This window comes from Prochlorococcus sp. MIT 0603 (assembly GCF_000760215.1).
GTDB lineage: Bacteria > Cyanobacteriota > Cyanobacteriia > PCC-6307 > Cyanobiaceae > Prochlorococcus_E.
In genome coordinates, this window is the sequence record NZ_JNAW01000004.1 from 141579 (window position 1) to 158468 (window position 16890).

Consider the following 16890-nt stretch of genomic DNA (forward strand, 5'->3'; position numbering starts at 1 on the left):
TATGAAATCAGTTCAACCAGCAAACTCCTCTTAAAATAGCGTTATGAAAGAAATCCCTCAGTCAAGATTACGTAAAATAAGAACATTGACACTGAGTGAAGATTCAGGTCATTTAAGATTGCTGAACAACGATGAAGAGATCTCTCTCATAGATCTAGCCAGTAATGATTATCTCGGGCTTAGTCAAGATTCCAGATTAATCGAGGCCGCGAAACAATCAATGATTTCTGAAGGTATTGGTGCTGGCGGGTCACGTCTTGTAACTGGTAATCGTCCGATACACAACAAACTGGAAAAAGCTCTGAGCAAGTGGCTTGGCTTTGAAAAAGTATTACTTTTCCCTAGTGGATTTCAAGCTAATATCGCAGCAATGAATGCATTGGCTAATCGAAAAACTGTAGTCATAGCAGACAAGTTCATCCATCACTCTCTATTAGTTGGTATAAAATCAAGCGGGGCAAAGCTTAAGCGATTTAATCACAACAGCCTTACTGATCTAGAAAGGTTGCTAAAAATACATGTTAAGAAAGAATCTTATTATCCACCTTTAGTGGTCACTGAAAGTCTATTTAGCATGGAGGGGACTAGCCCAAAACTTAAGGAAATCGCCGCTTTATGTAACCAATATCACGCCATGCTTTTTGTAGACGAAGCACATGCTTTAGGAGTAATGGGCTCCCAAGGGCGAGGTCTGTGTTATGAATTATCACAGACAATAACAATGATTAGTGGGACTTTTGGTAAGGCATTTGGTAGCGGAGGTGCTTTCCTGGCAACAAACAATGTCCTTGGTGAACAGATAATTCAAACTAGCGGTGCTTTCCGTTATACAACTGCTCTTGCCCCTCCATTAGCTGCTGCTGCTTTAGAAGCACTTAATATTATTAAGTCAGACCCACATAAAGGGGAAAAGCTTCAAGCAAAATCTTTACTTTGGAGATCAGAACTTTCCAAGAATGGATGGGCTTACCCGAAAGGGAATGGTCCCATTATTTCACTTGTAATAGGCAGTGATCAAGAATCTCTCAACAAACAACATCAACTCGAAAAGAATGGTCTCCTAACTATGGCTATAAGACCACCGACTGTTCCAGAAGGGACAGCTCGTCTAAGATTGGTGGTTAGAGATAATTTACCTAACGGCACATTGAAAAAATTATTACTTCATCTTGGCAAACAACTATGAAACAGGTGATCACTATGCATGGTTGGTGTGGTGATAGCACCTATTGGATTAATTGGGAAAACCACTTTAAAAACAATGGATGGCTCTGGCAAAATTCCGAGAGAGGCTATGGATATATCAATAGTTATCAACCTCTATGGGAAGAAAATCTAAAGAGTTCAAATAAACATAGAAAAGTTCTACTTTGTCATTCTCTTGGGATGCATCTAATTCCCAAGCAAATACTGTCCGAGGCATCTGATATTATCCTGCTTAATAGTTTTAGTCGTTTCATCCCTAATAGCAAAAAAAGTAGAGCTATAAAAGTTGGCTTGCAAGGCATGCAAAAGCATTTTTTTACAAGCACAGAAGAAGCTATGCTTTTAAAGTTTCTTATAAAAGCAAGTGATCCCTATCCAATCAATCAATCACTTAAAGGTCCTCTTAACAAAGGAATTTCTTTAGAAGGACGAAAAAAACTAATTACCGATTTGAATATGCTGATAAACACGAATGGATTACCTCCAGGACTCACTAAACAAACAAATGTTCTAGTAGTAAATGGCGCAGACGACAAAATCATTGGGACATCAACAACTAATGAACTATTAAGAGATCTCCGAAAATATCTTCATTCACCACCAATTCACTGGATAGTGAAAGGACAAGGCCACTTTATTGATTTTTCTAAAGTAATTACAAAAATTAATAGCTGGTTACTCAAAGCACAATGACTATACGCAAGCAAAATCCTATAATTAAAAACTTTGGCCAAGTTTCTGAAACATATAACAAAGCTGCATTCTTACAAACTGTATTTGCAAACAAAATTGCTGAGCAATGTTCCAAACAAAATGTACCCCAAGGTCTTTGGCTTGATTTAGGTTCAGGTACTGGCCTGCTTGCTGATGCACTTGAAAAGATCTATACCAATCAAGCAGTGTACAGAGTAGATGGTTCCTCAAATATGTTGAAACAACACCCTCAAAATAGTCTCACAAAAGTCTTTGATTTAAATGCTGGTCTACCTAAATTAATAGAGCCACCAACCCTAATTGCATCAAGTTTTGCACTCCATTGGTTAAAAGATCCTGAAACAAGATTAAAAGAGTGGTTCTCAAGTTTGGCTCCAAAAGGTTGGCTAGCAATAGCTTTACCTGTCCAAGAAAGCTTCCCTGAGTGGCATAAGGCTGCAATTCAAGCAAATGTGAAATGCACTGCAATCCAATTCCCTTGTCACACTTCATTGCTTAAAGTAATCACTAAAGAAAATATCAAATTTCAAACAATCGAAAGGATTACACAAGAAGCATCAAGTGTAACTAAATTGTTGAAATCTTTTGTACATGTTGGAGCACATACCAGCACAAGCAAATCACTTAAAGTGAGTGAATGGCGAAGACTACAAAAATCATGGCCAACATCTACAAAGAATCATCTTCATCAACTGACCTGGTCCATCCAAATACTTATAGCTCAAAAATGAATTTGCAAACTTTACGAGTAATAGTATGTGGAACAGATACGGATGTTGGTAAAACTATTGTAAGTAGCCTTCTTGTTCAAGGCTTAAATGCTATTTATTGGAAACCTATCCAAAGTGGACTTGAAGATGGTAGTGACACAAATACAGTATGCGATCTTTTAAGCCTCCCCAAAGGAAGGTATCTGCCAGAACTTTACAAATTCAAAGCACCTGTTTCGCCACACTGGGCAGCAGAGCAAGAAAATACAATGATTAAATCTCATACTTTAAAATTACCTATTAGAAAACACCCTCTTGTAATAGAGACTGCTGGAGGTGTCATGGTGCCATTAAATCGACAATATTTGCAAATAGATCTATTAGAAGAGTGGATGTTGCCAATCATCCTTGTCGCAAGAAGCGGGTTAGGTACCCTTAATCACACACTCCTTACTATTGAGGCTTTAAAAAAAAGAAAGATCCCTATTTTGGGAATAATTCTCAATGGAGCCTTCCATAAAGACAATCCAAAAACATTGCAAGAATTTGGAGGGATACCTATACTTGCTCAATTGCCAATCTTATCAAAGATATCAACCGAAAGTCTTTCTGAACAATGGACAAAGCAAAAGCTAGCTCATCAAATTGAAATCGCATTAAGGCTAACTAATTAGGTGTTGCTCTACCCGAAATGAAAACTTCCTGAATAGTACTTTTTAAATTGACTTAAGATGCCAAGGAACTATTCCAAATTAAAAATATAAAAAGAAAAATGCCTTGAGATTGATTACAGTAATTACTAATATTAAAGAAAAAATAGAGTTATTATTATTTTTCGACACGTGAACTATTAATTACTTCTTCTTTTTCTAATTTCAACAAAATGAATAGCTCCAAAAACAATATCAAATCATTTAATCAAGAATGGCATCCCAATATCTGGCCACCTTTTACACAAATAACCCTTTCACAACCACCTCAGAAAATAATACGTGGCAAAGGCTCTCTTCTTTATCGAAAAGATGGAAGCTCCCTTATCGATGCAATTAGCAGCTGGTGGGTAACACTTCATGGGCATTCAGATCCTTTTATAGCAGAAGCTATTTATCAACAGGCAAATCAACTTGAGCAAGTAATCTTCGCTGACTTTACACATGAACAAGCAGAGAAGCTTTCAGAAAGGTTAAGTAGAGCAACAGGTCTTCAACGCTTGTTTTTTTCTGACAACGGTTCAACTGCTGTAGAAGTAGCTCTTAAGCTTGCATTGCAATGGTGGCATAACAAAGGAGAAGCAAGACAACAGATAATTGCATTTGAAGGTGCCTACCATGGTGATACTTTTGGAGCTATGGCGGTCGGAGAACGTAATTTATTTAACGAGCCATTTGAAAAAATGCTTTTCCCTGTGAGCAGAGTACCCTGGCCTGCTACTTGGTGGAATGATGCAGAAGTTGAAGAGCGTGAGGAGAAAGCCATAAAAAAACTTGAAGAATTGCTCGAAACACCTACTGCAGCTGTGATCCTTGAGCCACTTATTCAAGGTGCAGGTGGGATGACAATGGTTAGAAGTGAGTTTTTAGAAAAGGTTCAAAGGGTTGTCCGTCAATCCACGGCATTGCTAATCGCTGATGAAGTTATGGTTGGGTTTGGGAGGAGTGGATCCTTATTCGCATCACAGCGTGCCAAGATTTTTCCAGACTTAATGGCTTTATCAAAAGGTTTAACCGGTGGATCCCTCCCAATGGGTGTAACTATGGCGAGTGAGAAAATCTTCGAATGTTTTATCAACGACAATCCGCGAAACACTTTTTGGCATGGGCATAGTTTTACAGCAAATCCTTTAGGTTGTGCAGCGGCAAATGCAAGCTTAGATCTCCTTGAAAGAAATCCAAACTCATACCGTAATTTCGAATCCAGGCATTTACCACACCTCAAAGAGATTGCTAATCATCCAAAAGTGAAGCGAGTTAGACTCACTGGGACAATTGCTGCTTTTGAGTTGAAAACAAATAATAAAGATGGTTATCTAAATGTAGCTGGTAAAAGCATTAAGGCCTACGCATTAGAGCGCAATGTATTTATAAGGCCTCTTGGAAATGTGATATACCTTTTGCCTCCACTATGCATTACTAATGAGCAATTAAGTTATTGTTATTCAGTAATCCAATCTGGTCTAGACAATTTCTAATTAATCAAGGGCCATGTTTTAAAGCTGCTTCAATATCTTGTCGAGGCAAGCCATATGGAAAGCTAAATTGACTTTTCATACCACTATCACTCCATACTATTGTCAACTCATCTTGTTGAATCATTATCTCAGCTGACCATTGAGACTTCTTCCATATCCAAAGACATGGATTTTGAGTGTTTTGTTCGGCTCCAAGGGTGCGTAACCAAAGTTCTAAAGCAACTAAAGAATGTTGGTTCAATGGTGTGCTTGCAGGGGGGAGAGTCGTCATTACAAATCAAGCATGAAGTAATACTTAAGGGAACAATGTCTAATATTTATAGCCAACTTGGGTTTATATATAATGCTTTCCCATTAACAATTGCAAAGGTAATTCCCAATATTAGACTAATGCCCAATGCAAGACATAGCAGCATCAAAGAAAACAATTCCCCACCAGAAAGTGGTCTTCTATTACCAGTATTAATAACTGTTTTAATAGAAACACTTTTATTCATCTGATAGCTCTTATCAAAAACTTCATTAGTTAACGTTGAATCTTTTAAAGTATGGTCATATAACTTTCTCCTAATAGGATCAGAAAGTATTTCATAAGCTTCACATACTTCACGAAATTGTTCTGACGCTTCATCAACTGGGAGCAATGTAATGTCTGGATGCAAAACCTTACTTAAACCATGAAATGCCTTCTTAATACTATGCAAATCAGCACTGTGAGGAACTCCCAAGATTTTGTAATAACTTCTAGTCACAATCAAGAAGTCGATCTCAAAAAGATCTGAGGATTTTTACATCCCAATTCTATATAAACATTACTTAAAACTATGCTGAAACAAACTGAATTTAAAAAATTAGAAAATGAAATCTGGGCTCATCTAGGATGGCAACCTTCTAAGCAACAACTAGAGCAACTTAGCAAACTGCAGTTATTGCTGAAAAAATGGAATAAACAAGTTAATTTAACTCGTCTGATAGAAGGTAACGATTTTTGGGTATGTCAAATCCTTGACAGCCTTTGGCCAATCAAGGAAATGCTTCTAAGACAAGAAGAAGCTGTGAAAATAATTGATGTAGGAACAGGCTGCGGACTTCCAGGCTTAGCCCTTGCAATAGCTCTAAAAAACTCGTCTGTAACATTAGTAGATTCCATATTGAAAAAAACAAATGCCATAGAAACAATCGTTAAGGAACTAGGTTTAATAGACAGAGTAAATATTCGCACCGAACGCATAGAAGTTACAGGCCAAAACCTAACTTTTAGAAGTAGCTTTGATTTAGCTTTAGCCAGAGCAGTGGCTAAAGGTCCTGTATTAGCTGAGTATTTAATCCCACTTTTAAATCAAAGTGGACAAGGGATCATCTACAAAGGTAAATGGGGTAACAATGAGCAATTTGAATTAAAAGCAGCACTTTCCAAACTTCATGGGGAAATGCAGGAAGTTAAAAGTTTCGAGTTACCTCAAGATAAAGGTATCAGACATGTCATATTTCTAAGATGCAAAAATAAATGTCCACCCGAATATCCAAGGGCAATAGGTATACCTACTAAAAAACCTTTAAACAACTAATTTGAAGACAAAGGAGTTAAGGAACTCCCTTTATATCTTTCTCTAAGTTCACGAAGTCTTTCAATGATTTTATTAGGCCAAGGACTTAATCGAAGTACTAGTCTTATGGAATCTTCACTGACTTCGCCATCTAAGCAATTAGAGTTGGCACCTGGGAACCAATGACTACCATTTCCTAGCAAGCCATAACGTGCCTGCACATAAGCGTCCATATCCCAAGATTTGTAAAGGGTATACAACCACATCAAAACAGGGATATTAATGTGCCCAGGCGTTTGCTTCCAACTAGGCAATCCATCCTTCCATGTGTTCATCCATTCTTCACCAAGTGACGCATTAGCGGCATTACTAAGACGTTTTGTAATCTCTGGCAAGAAGCAATGTCTCTGGTCAAATAAATTTACGGCCTGAAGGTGAAGATTAAAATCTTGAATACTTGATATCCCAACACTTAAAGTATGTACTCTGTGGTCACTCAAACAAAATAAATCATTAAAAACAATGGGATGAAGAGGTAAGCATAGTTCCAATAATTTATCTGAAGGACTATGTAAATGGCCTCCCTTATCAGTAGGGCTAATAACAAAAACACCTAAATCATATTTCGCAGCAGCCGACAAAGCTGGCTCATTATCCTGAAAAATAAAATACCAATGAAGATTTACATAATCAAACTCATTTGTCTCAATAGCCTTAACAATAAGATCAGTCTCTCCATGAGTAGAAAATCCAACATGATCGATAAGCCCTTTATTCTGCCATCTCCTAACAACATCCATGCATCCACCAGGACGCAAAGTTTGCTCAAGATGCTCAGGAAGATTTAATCCATGTATCGCAAGAAGATGTAGCTTTTTGCATTGCAAGTTGGAGAAACTTACTTGAAGTTCTTCTTCAAATTCAGTGGGGTCTTCTCTTGGTGGAATTTTAGTTTGAATAATTCGTTTACAATCAATAATCCTCCTCTTCCCCCAACCAAGCTGCAATTCTGAAGTACCGTAATGTCTTGCAGTCTCTAAATGGTGGAATCCGTTCTTAGCTGCAAATTGCAATATTTCCTCTAGGTTAGTTTGACTATTATCCAGAATATCCTCTGGAGCCAAATCCTTCCAACTCTGCTGAAAGCGCATCCCTCCTATCGACAAAATAGGCATATTTATTTCTGTTCGTCCAAAACGGCGAGTCGGTACTGAGTTAACATCACTAAACATTTTTTACTACTTCAAAAAAAAAAACAAATCTCACCTTAATGGTGGTAAGCCAAGAGATCGAATGGGAGTTTCTTTCAATTTACGCTTTAGATTATCTAAGTCTTCAAATCCAACCCAATCAATACAGTTTACTGGACAAGTATCTATTGCTTCTTGAATTAACTGAGTACTATCTCCATCTTGGCGAAATGCTCTAGCCCTGCCATTTACTGGCTCCATTGCAAAAGTATTAGTGGCAACACAACTGCAATATGTACAACCTATGCATAAAGATTCATCAACCCAGACTGCTTTTGAACGTAGCTGCCCTCCCAGAACGGGTTCTTTCCCATTCTTTTGGGTTTCGTTTAATGCTTTTACTTGAAAAGCTAATACAGGGTCATTAGTCAATAGACTAATAAATTAAGAGTCCCAGCGTGTAACAACTAACTCAATCGACCCATCAAGATTATTTTTTCTTTCAGTCACTTCAAACCCTTCTTCCGCGGTAGCTGAAAGTACGGTGCTCAATGCATATTGCTGAGTTAGCTTCGATAAAAAGCGATCAACAGGAATTGTTTCCTTCCAAAGATCTAAATCAGTTACAAGCTCATAAGCCTTTGTATTTTGATTCCATCTAAAACCAATATCGCCTCCTTTAGTCATTTTAACTTTCAATTCCGCCTGAACAGTTTGGCCACGATAACCACGAACATGTTGTTGACCTTGTTCAGGAACATAGCCTAATTGAATCAAAGCCTGAAGAAGAGGCTCTTTTTTACGTAGCTGAGTTTTGACGGTACTAAAATGAGACATCAGATGATTTGAATTTGCTCTGGAGTTAGCTGTGACTGAACTGCTGAGGAACTGTTATAAGCCTCAGAAGTCAACTCAGTCTGCTCAACACTGCCTAAAGCAGCCTCAAGCTTTTTGGTCAACTGATAACAGTCCTGACCAATCACTCCCTCAACGGTCTCTTCAACCAAGCCATCTTGTCGAATCTTAAATTTAAGGGTTCGATTAGGCATTAAGGGAAATTAAATGATTTAAATGATATATAAAACTGAGCCAAAAAGTGTACACAATTGATACAAGTAAACATTAACAATCAAAAATTACAATAAAACGCCATTTTCCATAAGACTTTTCAGCCTGGAAACTACCTCTGGGTTTTTTATTTGTTCCAAAGCAATTCTCGCCTCATATCTGACTGAAGGTTCTAGATCATGAACTAAAACAAGGAAAAGGCCTTCACTTAGTTCAGTTTTTAAATGCTCTGATAATTTTTCATATAAACGCCCTAGTGACCAAATACAATTACTGCGAACCAGTGGTTCTTGATCAATTCGTAATCCAAGAAGAAGCTCTGACACTACAATTTGTGCTTGTTCAATAGAGGAGGCCCCAACTTCAGCTAGAGAGCTGGCAGCCCATAATCTCACGGCCGCAACATCATTATGCAAAGCCGTAATTAATGGCTCCATTACTGGGAAACCTGAATAATTACCTAAACTCCATGCAGCAGCCTTTCTTACGTAAGCATTTGCATCTGACTGTAATAAAGCAAGGAGACTCTCGACTGCTTGAGGAGATGGATTTCTACCTAATGCATATACAGCGCTCATTCTCAATACTGGGCAAGATTCTTTCAATAAGGGTATTAAGTATGGAAGGGCTCTTTCATCTCTATGCTCACAAAAAACCCTCAATCCCTGCAAACATTCTTCTTTCCCCTGCTGTAACCATTTCAAGCCCAATTGGCATTCATTGGAAACCTGGCTTCCATCTGAATTAAATGCTTCAAGTTCAATATCATCTAGGGGGTCACCCTGTAGTTCAGCTGCCAACTCTTTTGCAAGAATATCAGGATCAATCGCAAGACTTTTTAGTCCCTCATCAGCTGATTTGAATCTCTCTTGTTTCATATTCAGATATTAACCAGAGTAAGCAACCTCTGATTTACCCATGAGGCGCAGGTGCAAGCATATCTCCTGGCAACCAAATACGTGCAGTTACAGCGAATAACGCTAAACCAAAGAGAGAGACTATGATTAGAGGTAGAATTGTTGTTCGTAAAAAGCTCAATGGAAAAATCTTTTTGAATCATCTTGCTTCAAAGTCTAAAAAGAATAAACATTAATACAATCAAAAAGATCTTTTGAAGAAATTTCTTTTCATTACTAAGAAAGACAAAACAGCACATGATAAGCCTAGCCAGGCTGTTATTTGCTGATGCAATAAGAAACCACCAGTTGCAAAAAGTAATCCAAACAATACTCCAACACTCAACATGAAACGCATTATCAAATTCTGCAAAGAGTGCACTGGAGTAACTCCAAAGCGTTTTCGCAAATGCTCCCAACCAGGCCCCGGAGGTCTTACAAGACGAACAAACCCCTCTAATACTTCTTCGCTTTCAGGAGGTGTTATCCACAAAGCAATTAACCAGACTATTGCTGTGATTACAGTTGTAAACATAAGCTTGATACCATAATCATCAATACGAAGAAGAGGTACAACAGATGTTGTAAATCCAATAAAAAAGCCACATATCATTGCAGCTAACTCAGCTGCTGCATTAATGCGCCACCAAAACCATCTTAAAACGAGAACAACTCCTGGTCCTGTACCCATAGCTATAACCAACCGAAATATTGCGCCAATACTTTCACTAAATAATGCAGTAATTATTCCAATGCTTAAAAGCAATAAACACGTTCCTTGACCAACTAACAATAGTTCCTGATGACTTGCCTGAGGTCTTAAAAATCTCTGATAAAGATCATGTGTTAAATAACTAGAACCCCAATTCAAAGATGTACTTACAGTACTCATAAAAGCAGCGACCAAAGACACTACAACAATCCCTAGAATTATTGGCGGAAGATAATCAATTGCCAGCTTCGGATAGCTTAACTCCCAATCCTGTTGAGATGGCAAAAGAATAAGTGCAGCAAGACCTACAACAATCCATAACCAACTTCGTAAGAGATAATTCACAACAAGAAATATCCATCCTGCTAATTCCGCTTGATGCTCGTCTTTAGTAGCAAGCAAACGTTGAATAAACTCTCCACCTCCATCACTCCTACGAAAGCTCCACCATTGAAGAGAAAGAAATGCAGTAAAAGTAGCAGTGCTTATTCCTGCGCGTCCAATCCATTGAAAACCATCTTCAGTCCAGACCCATGGAAAAAATGACAAAAGTTCAGGTCTGTCAAGTTCTTGCAAACTAGATAACATTTGAGACATTCCCCCAGAGGCTCGAATAACAGCAAATGCAAGAGCAAAAGCACCAAGTAATGCAAGTACTAACTGGACAAAGTCATTAACAACAACCGCCCACAATCCGCCTAAGACTGTGTATATAAGCATGAAGAGAGCAACAACAAAAAGCAGTAGCAATGTGTCACTAACAAATCCATAGATTTGATGTCCATCGACTATTTCAAGAGCTTCTGCTACTTTTTTTAGTGCTAAGAATGCATATCCAATCCCTATACAGTTGATGGGGATCGCAAGCAAAAATGCTTTAGTCCCTCTTAATAAAGCTGCTACAGAACCTCCATAACGTAATTCTGTAAATGCTGCATCAGTCAAGACTCCACTTCGTCTCCACATTGGTGCAAAAATAACTGTCATGGCAACATGGGCTAACCCAAAGCTCCACCACTCCCAATTACCAGCAAGGCCTCTTGTACCAACAAGACCTGCAACATAAAGAGGGGTGTCTATAGAGAATGTCGTTGCTGCCATAGAAGCCCCTGCAAGCCAACCAGTCAGACTTCGCCCAGCAACAAAATAATCATCCTCATTCCTATTTCTACGTGCTAAAAACAGACCCAAAGAAACTGAGGCTAATAAATAAATAAATAGAATCAACCAATCTATTAATGACATTAAGATTTATCATTTTGAATAATTCTATTTAAACCGTTTCTATGACATTTCCGCATTAAAACGTCTCAGTTGTCCACATGCTGCGTTTTTATCAAGACCTCGACTTCTACGCAAGCTAACAGCAATTCCTCTTTTCTCTAGGATTTGCATAAAACTTCGAACACGATCATTACCAGGACGTTTAAATGTTTCTCCGTCGATCGGATTATAGGCAATAAGATTTACATGGCTCTGAAAACCACCAACAAGATCAGCCAGCTCTTCCGCATGTTCAATATGATCATTCAAAAATCCCAGTAATATATATTCAAAACTCACTCGCCTACCTGTTATGTCTATATAATGTTGACAATCTTCCATTAGAGATTTGATGGGGTAAGCATTTGCAGATGGTATTAATGTCTGGCGCAACTGTTGGTTTGGTGCATGTAAGCTTAACGCAAGAGTGAATTGCGCACTACCAAGTAAATCAATAGCCTTTTCCCCTAGCTGTGGCAAGACATTCCTAACACCCACAGTGCTTACAGTTATTCTGCGTTGGCCAATGCCTAGATCTTCATTTATACACCTAATAGAAGATAAAACTGCTTCAACATTTAAAAGAGGTTCACCCATGCCCATAAAAACAACGTGAGAAGGACGTCTTTCAAAAGCTGTACTAACTGCAAAAAACTGGTCTACTATTTCGTTCACTTTCAATGAGCGTTGAAGTCCTCCTTTGCCAGTAGCACAAAACTTACAACTCATTGAGCAACCAATTTGACTGGATACACAGACAGTCAAACGTTTCTCTGTAGGGATGCCAACTGTCTCAATAGTTTGATTATCAGAAGTAGAAAGTAATAGCTTTATAGTGCGATCATTAGATCTAAGGCGATTCACTTCTTTCAGGGCTCCAACATTAAAGCCTTTATTAATCAAGGACTCCCTCCAAGACTTAGGCAAGACAGTTATATCCTCAATATTTCGTATGCCTCTTTGATATAGCCATTGATAGAGTTGCCGTCCTCTGAAAGAAGATTCACCATTATCTACAGCCAAATTTTCAAGTTGGGTCAGATTTAACCCGAGTAAATCAACTGTGTTACTTTCCAATTATGAAATACTTACCTCACAAGAATTCCATGACCTAATTTGTATTCAAGTAAAAGCAATGCAACGAATCCAATCATCGCCCATCTTCCATTTAAATTTTCTATATGGGTATGAAATCCATACTTAGGTAATTTGCGCTTTGGAACAATCTTTGGTTCTAGCATTTAAGCCTCCTCATAGATGTGGTAAAAATAACCGCCATTATTCATCCGAGAGTAATCCTTCTTCTTGCAAGCCTTCCAAAGCGGCAGGGTCTGGCATTTGATCTTCAGGTGACTGATCATCACCACTAGGACGAACAAATGCAGCAAAGTTACTAGTTGAAGGGTCAATCCCATGACGACTGCGAGTTGCCTCTAAATCCTCATCGCTAGGGTCATCCATTAATACAGATGTTAAGTTTGCAGCAGCTGGGGATGCAGGCATTTCAACTGTATAGTCAGGTCGAAGATTTTGTATTCGCCTATAACCTGCTGGATCTTCCGCCAAAATATCTGGATGAGGTCCGGCTTCTGCTCTTAGCTCCTCAACAAAACCACTAAAGCCTGTTCCTGCAGGAATTAATCTACCGATAATTACATTCTCTTTTAATCCCCTCAACCAATCCGATTTACCTTCAATGGCTGCTTCAGTAAGAACACGAGTAGTTTCTTGGAATGAAGCGGCCGAAATAAAGCTATCTGTATTTAAAGATGCTTTGGTAATACCCAAGAGAACCGGTGTGAATTCAGCTGGTGCTCCACCAGTAATAGAAATTGCTTGATTAGTATCTTCTACTTGTCGAATCTCAATCAACTCCCCGGGTAAAAGCGTTGTGTCTCCAGCATCTTCAATGCGAACTTTACTAGTCATCTGTCGCACAATAACCTCAATATGTTTATCGTCAATCGAGACGCCCTGAGATTTATAAACATTCTGAACTTCGGTTACCAACTGATGTTGAAGTTTTGCTATTGACTCTTGAGCTGCCTCCATTAGAGGCTTTCTATCTCGAAGATCTCCAAAGAAACATTCTAATAATTCATGAGGATTAATTGGACCATCTGTAAGAAGTTCACCTGCACTAACTTCTTGAGAATGGCTAACCATGACATTCTTTCCAAAAAGAATTGGATATTCCTCAATGGCATCATCGCTTTCAATGACCTTGACTACTACAGTCTCATCATCAGTCTCTTGACTTATTTCTACAACTCCCCTCCTTTTGCATAGAATTGCCGACTCTCTGGGCCTACGTGCCTCAAGTAACTCTTCAATTCTTGGCAATCCCTGCACAATATCTCCAGTTTTCTGTCTTTCAAAAACTAATAAAGCCAAGCCATCTCCTCTCTGAACTAAATCACCATTTTTAACGTGAAGGACAGAATCAGGTGAAACCATATATGGTCTTCCTAATCTGAGGGTAACTTTGTCATCCTTCACTGCCTCAATTTCACCGCAAGAATTAATTGGCTGATCCTTAGAAAGCAAATCACCATCTATAACTCGTTGTCCAACTTTTACAAGTGGTTTGGAATGAGATTTAATAGCAATTGTATCTTCTTGACGTTCAACTATAAGTCGTCTAATAGGCTCTCCCTCATGCATCTCTGGCAATTGAACAATACCCTTCTCCTTGCACAGAATTTGTGTTGTAGCAACAACATCTCCAGCTTCAACAAGTTGCTGATCTTTAATTTGTAATTCTGTATGCGTAGAGCCATGACTAGAATCTGAGATTGTATCTCGTCTGACCAAAATACTTTCAAGAATTACCAATCTTAATCTTTTGATTGTTTTGTCTTTTTCATCAACTGTTTCCTCAACATCAACAGTCATCTGAGGTGTCGTGTCAAATGTTTCTAAAATTAATTGAGTTTTCAATAATTCAACACCCTCTACAGATTTTATTAGTTCACCATCTTTAAATCCAAGCCTTTGAGTAGCCCTCAATCCTAAAGAAGGTCCTTTAGATTGTTTAACGTGTATAAGCTCTGGTAATTGAGCTTCATCAGGTATTGTGAATTCTTCAACTGGCCTTAACAAAAATCCTTTGCCTTCACTTGTCTCAACCGTCTGAACAAATACCATTGAATCAGCTTTTAAGCCTTTTGCAATTGTCTCGCCAGGATTAACCATTTGGCCTTCATCACTGAAACGATCTAACGCCTTCGTATCCGTAGAAGCATGAAACTGACCACTTCTAACAATAATTTCTCTAAGAATGTCATTTTTTTGTGTAACAGTGACTATTCCTGCCGTTTGGCTAAAAATATCCTTAACAACTTCTGTACCAGCTTCAATCCACTGACGATCTTGAATCATTAACAAGGAGATATCCTTATTAATTTCATGAGTTTCTTGAGGCACCCACAACAAAGAACCTCCATTGCTAACTTCGAAGCCATTCTTTGCCGATCTAGCTTTCTTAATAGTTAGACCTGGGGCATATTTGACTAAACCACCTGTCTTAGTCTTAAAGCGATCATCAGATAATTCGGCAATAATTTCAGAATGACTAATCTTACTTCCAGGAATAGAGTTCAATCGATAACGCGTTTCATCTTGTGCTTCAAGATTCCATATCTCCCCTGAATGATTTGACTCTTCAAGTAATTTAAAATCCTTCAAAGTCATAGACGTTGTAACGATCTGTACTTCTCTGGAGTCTCCAATAGAATCGCGAAGGCGTACTTCACCTCCAAATTCACTGGACTGGCTAGCCTCAGCTAAAACCTGTCCTTCGTGAACCTTAATGTTCGTTTTAACAACAGGTTTTGCATTGGGTGGGAGGTTGTATACATCACCTGCTAAAACCCAAAGCCTACCAAGCCTTTGGGCCTTGAGAGTTACATTCCCTTGTCTATCAGTAACTTCTTTAGGCTGAATAACTTCTTCATAACGAACTTGACCAGCTAAATCACAAATCACATCCTTAGTAGCTTTTTCCACGCTCTTCTTGACTGCACCGGTAGCTATTTGAGCAACGGTCACATCAGAATCAATCTCTTGACCATTCTCTACAAAGAGCAATGATCCACTAGATATCTCTATTTTTTGAGCCTTGCCTTTTTCAGTTGGATGAATGGTTAACAAGAAATCAAGTTCTGCCTGCTGAGCTTCAACTCCATGAGGTGTCCTATAGCCACGAATACGTGCTTTAGGCCCAAATTCAACTTTGCCTGAGATATGAGAACGAACTACTCCAGTTTCCGCTGTAGAAACTCCCCCAGTATGGAAAGTTCTCATTGTCAATTGAGTACCTGGTTCGCCAATTGACTGTGCAGCAATAATTCCAACAGCTTCTCCTAGATCAACTAATTGATTATGAGCAAGAGCCCATCCATAACATTTACGACAAACAGATCGTGACGCCTCACAAGTAAGCGGTGAACGCACCATTACGCCATCAATTTTTGCTTTTTCAATATTACGAGAAAGCTCTGGATCAATAGCTTGATCTCGTTTAACAAGCAAAGCATCTTCACTATCACGAATATCCTCAGCACTCAATCGTCCAACGAGACGGCTCCCAAATCGACCGTCTTCTGCCTTAACAAGAATCGCTCGAACAGTGCCACAATCTTCCTCTCTTACAATTACATCTTGAGCAACATCCACTAAACGTCTTGTCAAATAACCTGAATCTGCTGTTCTCAAGGCAGTATCAACAAGTCCTTTACGAGCACCATAAGAAGAAATTACATATTCGGTAACAGTAAGTCCCTCCCTGAAATTAGTTCGAATTGGTAAATCTATAATTTCACCTTGTGGATTAGCCATAAGACCTCTCATGCCTACCAGCTGACGAACTTGAGACATATTCCCTCTGGCTCCAGAGTTAGCCATCATCCACACTGAATTCAACGGGTCGTTTTGATTAAAATTCTTTTTAACAGCATCGACTAATCTCTCGTTAGTTTCAGTCCATGTATCTATTACCTTCGTATGACGCTCTACCTCAGTGATTTCACCGAGTCGATAACATTCTTCAGTGGCAGTAATTTGCTCCTCTGCTTGACCCAATAAATCTTGTTTAGCTTCTGGTACTTTCAAATCGTCTACCGATATAGAGACTGCAGCCTGTGTCGCATATTTAAACCCCAAGTCCTTTAGATTATCTGCCATTGCAGAAGTAACAGCAGTACCATGATTTTTATATGTCCATGCAACTAATTGCTTAAGGGTCTTTTTATCAACTACACAATTACGAAATGATGGAGGAGTGAGGGAAAGTGGTGTAATGTCATTGAGCTTCGCTGACTTTTTCTTAGAAGCTTTTCTGCGTTTGGCTGAGGACTTGCGAGGTTTGGGAGAAGTAGAAGTCATTGTTAATAGCT

General features: G+C 38.7%; 18 protein-coding genes. 6 read left to right on the forward strand and 12 right to left on the reverse strand.

The genetic code is table 11. From position 1 onward, the window contains the following. Positions 1-43: 43 nt before the first annotated feature. The 5 genes from EV07_RS07785 to bioA all read left to right on the forward strand — a co-directional run bounded on the left by EV07_RS07785 (position 44) and on the right by bioA (position 4818). Positions 44-1186 carry an aminotransferase class I/II-fold pyridoxal phosphate-dependent enzyme gene (locus tag EV07_RS07785; RefSeq protein WP_036919176.1) on the forward strand — a complete coding sequence of 381 codons (1143 nt, stop codon included), beginning with the start codon at positions 44-46 and terminating at the stop codon, positions 1184-1186. Further along, a complete protein-coding gene (locus EV07_RS07790; RefSeq protein ID WP_036919178.1) occupies positions 1183-1899 on the forward strand; it encodes a hypothetical protein in 717 nt (238 codons plus the stop codon). Before EV07_RS07785 ends, EV07_RS07790 begins: the two co-directional genes overlap by 4 nt. Next, entirely contained in the window at positions 1896-2651 is a 756-nt protein-coding gene (locus EV07_RS07795; RefSeq protein WP_036919182.1) for a methyltransferase domain-containing protein, read from the forward strand. Before EV07_RS07790 ends, EV07_RS07795 begins: the two co-directional genes overlap by 4 nt. Beyond that, positions 2648-3304 carry a dethiobiotin synthase gene (gene bioD, locus EV07_RS07800; protein ID WP_036919185.1) on the forward strand — a complete coding sequence of 219 codons (657 nt, stop codon included), beginning with the start codon at positions 2648-2650 and terminating at the stop codon, positions 3302-3304. Before EV07_RS07795 ends, bioD begins: the two co-directional genes overlap by 4 nt. Before the next feature lie 209 nt (positions 3305-3513). After that, positions 3514-4818: an adenosylmethionine--8-amino-7-oxononanoate transaminase gene (bioA, locus tag EV07_RS07805; RefSeq protein ID WP_036919188.1), complete on the forward strand. Its 1305-nt coding sequence runs from the start codon at positions 3514-3516 to the stop codon at positions 4816-4818. Positions 4819-4822: 4 nt separating this feature from the next. Here bioA and EV07_RS07810 read toward each other — a convergent pair whose 3' ends face one another. Further along, positions 4823-5089: a DUF3143 domain-containing protein gene (locus tag EV07_RS07810; RefSeq protein WP_036919190.1), complete on the reverse strand. Its 267-nt coding sequence runs from the start codon at positions 5087-5089 to the stop codon at positions 4823-4825. Between the two features lie 46 nt (positions 5090-5135). Beyond that, positions 5136-5570 carry a J domain-containing protein gene (locus tag EV07_RS07815; protein WP_052051468.1) on the reverse strand — a complete coding sequence of 145 codons (435 nt, stop codon included), beginning with the start codon at positions 5568-5570 and terminating at the stop codon, positions 5136-5138. A gap of 72 nt (positions 5571-5642) precedes the next feature. On the opposite strand from EV07_RS07815, the gene rsmG reads away from it, so the two are divergent. Next, entirely contained in the window at positions 5643-6386 is a 744-nt protein-coding gene (rsmG, locus tag EV07_RS07820) for a 16S rRNA (guanine(527)-N(7))-methyltransferase RsmG (protein ID WP_036919196.1), read from the forward strand. Here rsmG and EV07_RS07825 read toward each other — a convergent pair. The 10 genes from EV07_RS07825 to EV07_RS07865 all read right to left on the reverse strand — a co-directional run bounded on the left by EV07_RS07825 (position 6383) and on the right by EV07_RS07865 (position 16879). Then, positions 6383-7597: an aldo/keto reductase gene (locus EV07_RS07825; protein ID WP_036919199.1), complete on the reverse strand. Its 1215-nt coding sequence runs from the start codon at positions 7595-7597 to the stop codon at positions 6383-6385. The genes rsmG and EV07_RS07825 overlap by 4 nt on opposite strands. 30 nt (positions 7598-7627) lie before the next feature. Beyond that, complete coding sequence (locus EV07_RS07830; protein WP_036919201.1) at positions 7628-7987, reverse strand: ferredoxin; 360 nt, start codon at positions 7985-7987, stop codon at positions 7628-7630. 12 nt (positions 7988-7999) lie between these two features. Then, the gene (locus tag EV07_RS07835; protein ID WP_036919203.1) at positions 8000-8392 is read right to left on the reverse strand and encodes a DUF1257 domain-containing protein; all 393 of its coding nucleotides are present in this window, start codon (positions 8390-8392) and stop codon (positions 8000-8002) included. Beyond that, a complete protein-coding gene (locus EV07_RS07840; protein ID WP_036919205.1) occupies positions 8392-8604 on the reverse strand; it encodes a DUF2997 domain-containing protein in 213 nt (70 codons plus the stop codon). The genes EV07_RS07835 and EV07_RS07840 overlap by 1 nt, the downstream gene beginning before the upstream one ends. Before the next feature lie 87 nt (positions 8605-8691). Further along, the gene (locus EV07_RS07845) at positions 8692-9501 is read right to left on the reverse strand and encodes a HEAT repeat domain-containing protein (RefSeq protein WP_036919207.1); all 810 of its coding nucleotides are present in this window, start codon (positions 9499-9501) and stop codon (positions 8692-8694) included. A 34-nt stretch (positions 9502-9535) separates the two neighbouring features. Then, a complete protein-coding gene (locus tag EV07_RS10155; protein WP_275040936.1) occupies positions 9536-9661 on the reverse strand; it encodes a hypothetical protein in 126 nt (41 codons plus the stop codon). A 60-nt stretch (positions 9662-9721) separates the two neighbouring features. Then, positions 9722-11476, reverse strand: a complete 1755-nt coding sequence (locus EV07_RS07850) for a sodium:solute symporter family protein (protein ID WP_036919209.1) — start codon at positions 11474-11476, stop codon at positions 9722-9724. A 39-nt stretch (positions 11477-11515) separates the two neighbouring features. Then, entirely contained in the window at positions 11516-12571 is a 1056-nt protein-coding gene (rlmN, locus tag EV07_RS07855; RefSeq protein ID WP_036919211.1) for a 23S rRNA (adenine(2503)-C(2))-methyltransferase RlmN, read from the reverse strand. An 11-nt stretch (positions 12572-12582) separates the two neighbouring features. Next, positions 12583-12735 carry a high light inducible protein gene (locus tag EV07_RS07860; RefSeq protein WP_036919212.1) on the reverse strand — a complete coding sequence of 51 codons (153 nt, stop codon included), beginning with the start codon at positions 12733-12735 and terminating at the stop codon, positions 12583-12585. A 37-nt stretch (positions 12736-12772) separates the two neighbouring features. Further along, a complete protein-coding gene (locus EV07_RS07865) occupies positions 12773-16879 on the reverse strand; it encodes a DNA-directed RNA polymerase subunit beta' (protein WP_036919214.1) in 4107 nt (1368 codons plus the stop codon). Positions 16880-16890: the final 11 nt, after the last annotated feature.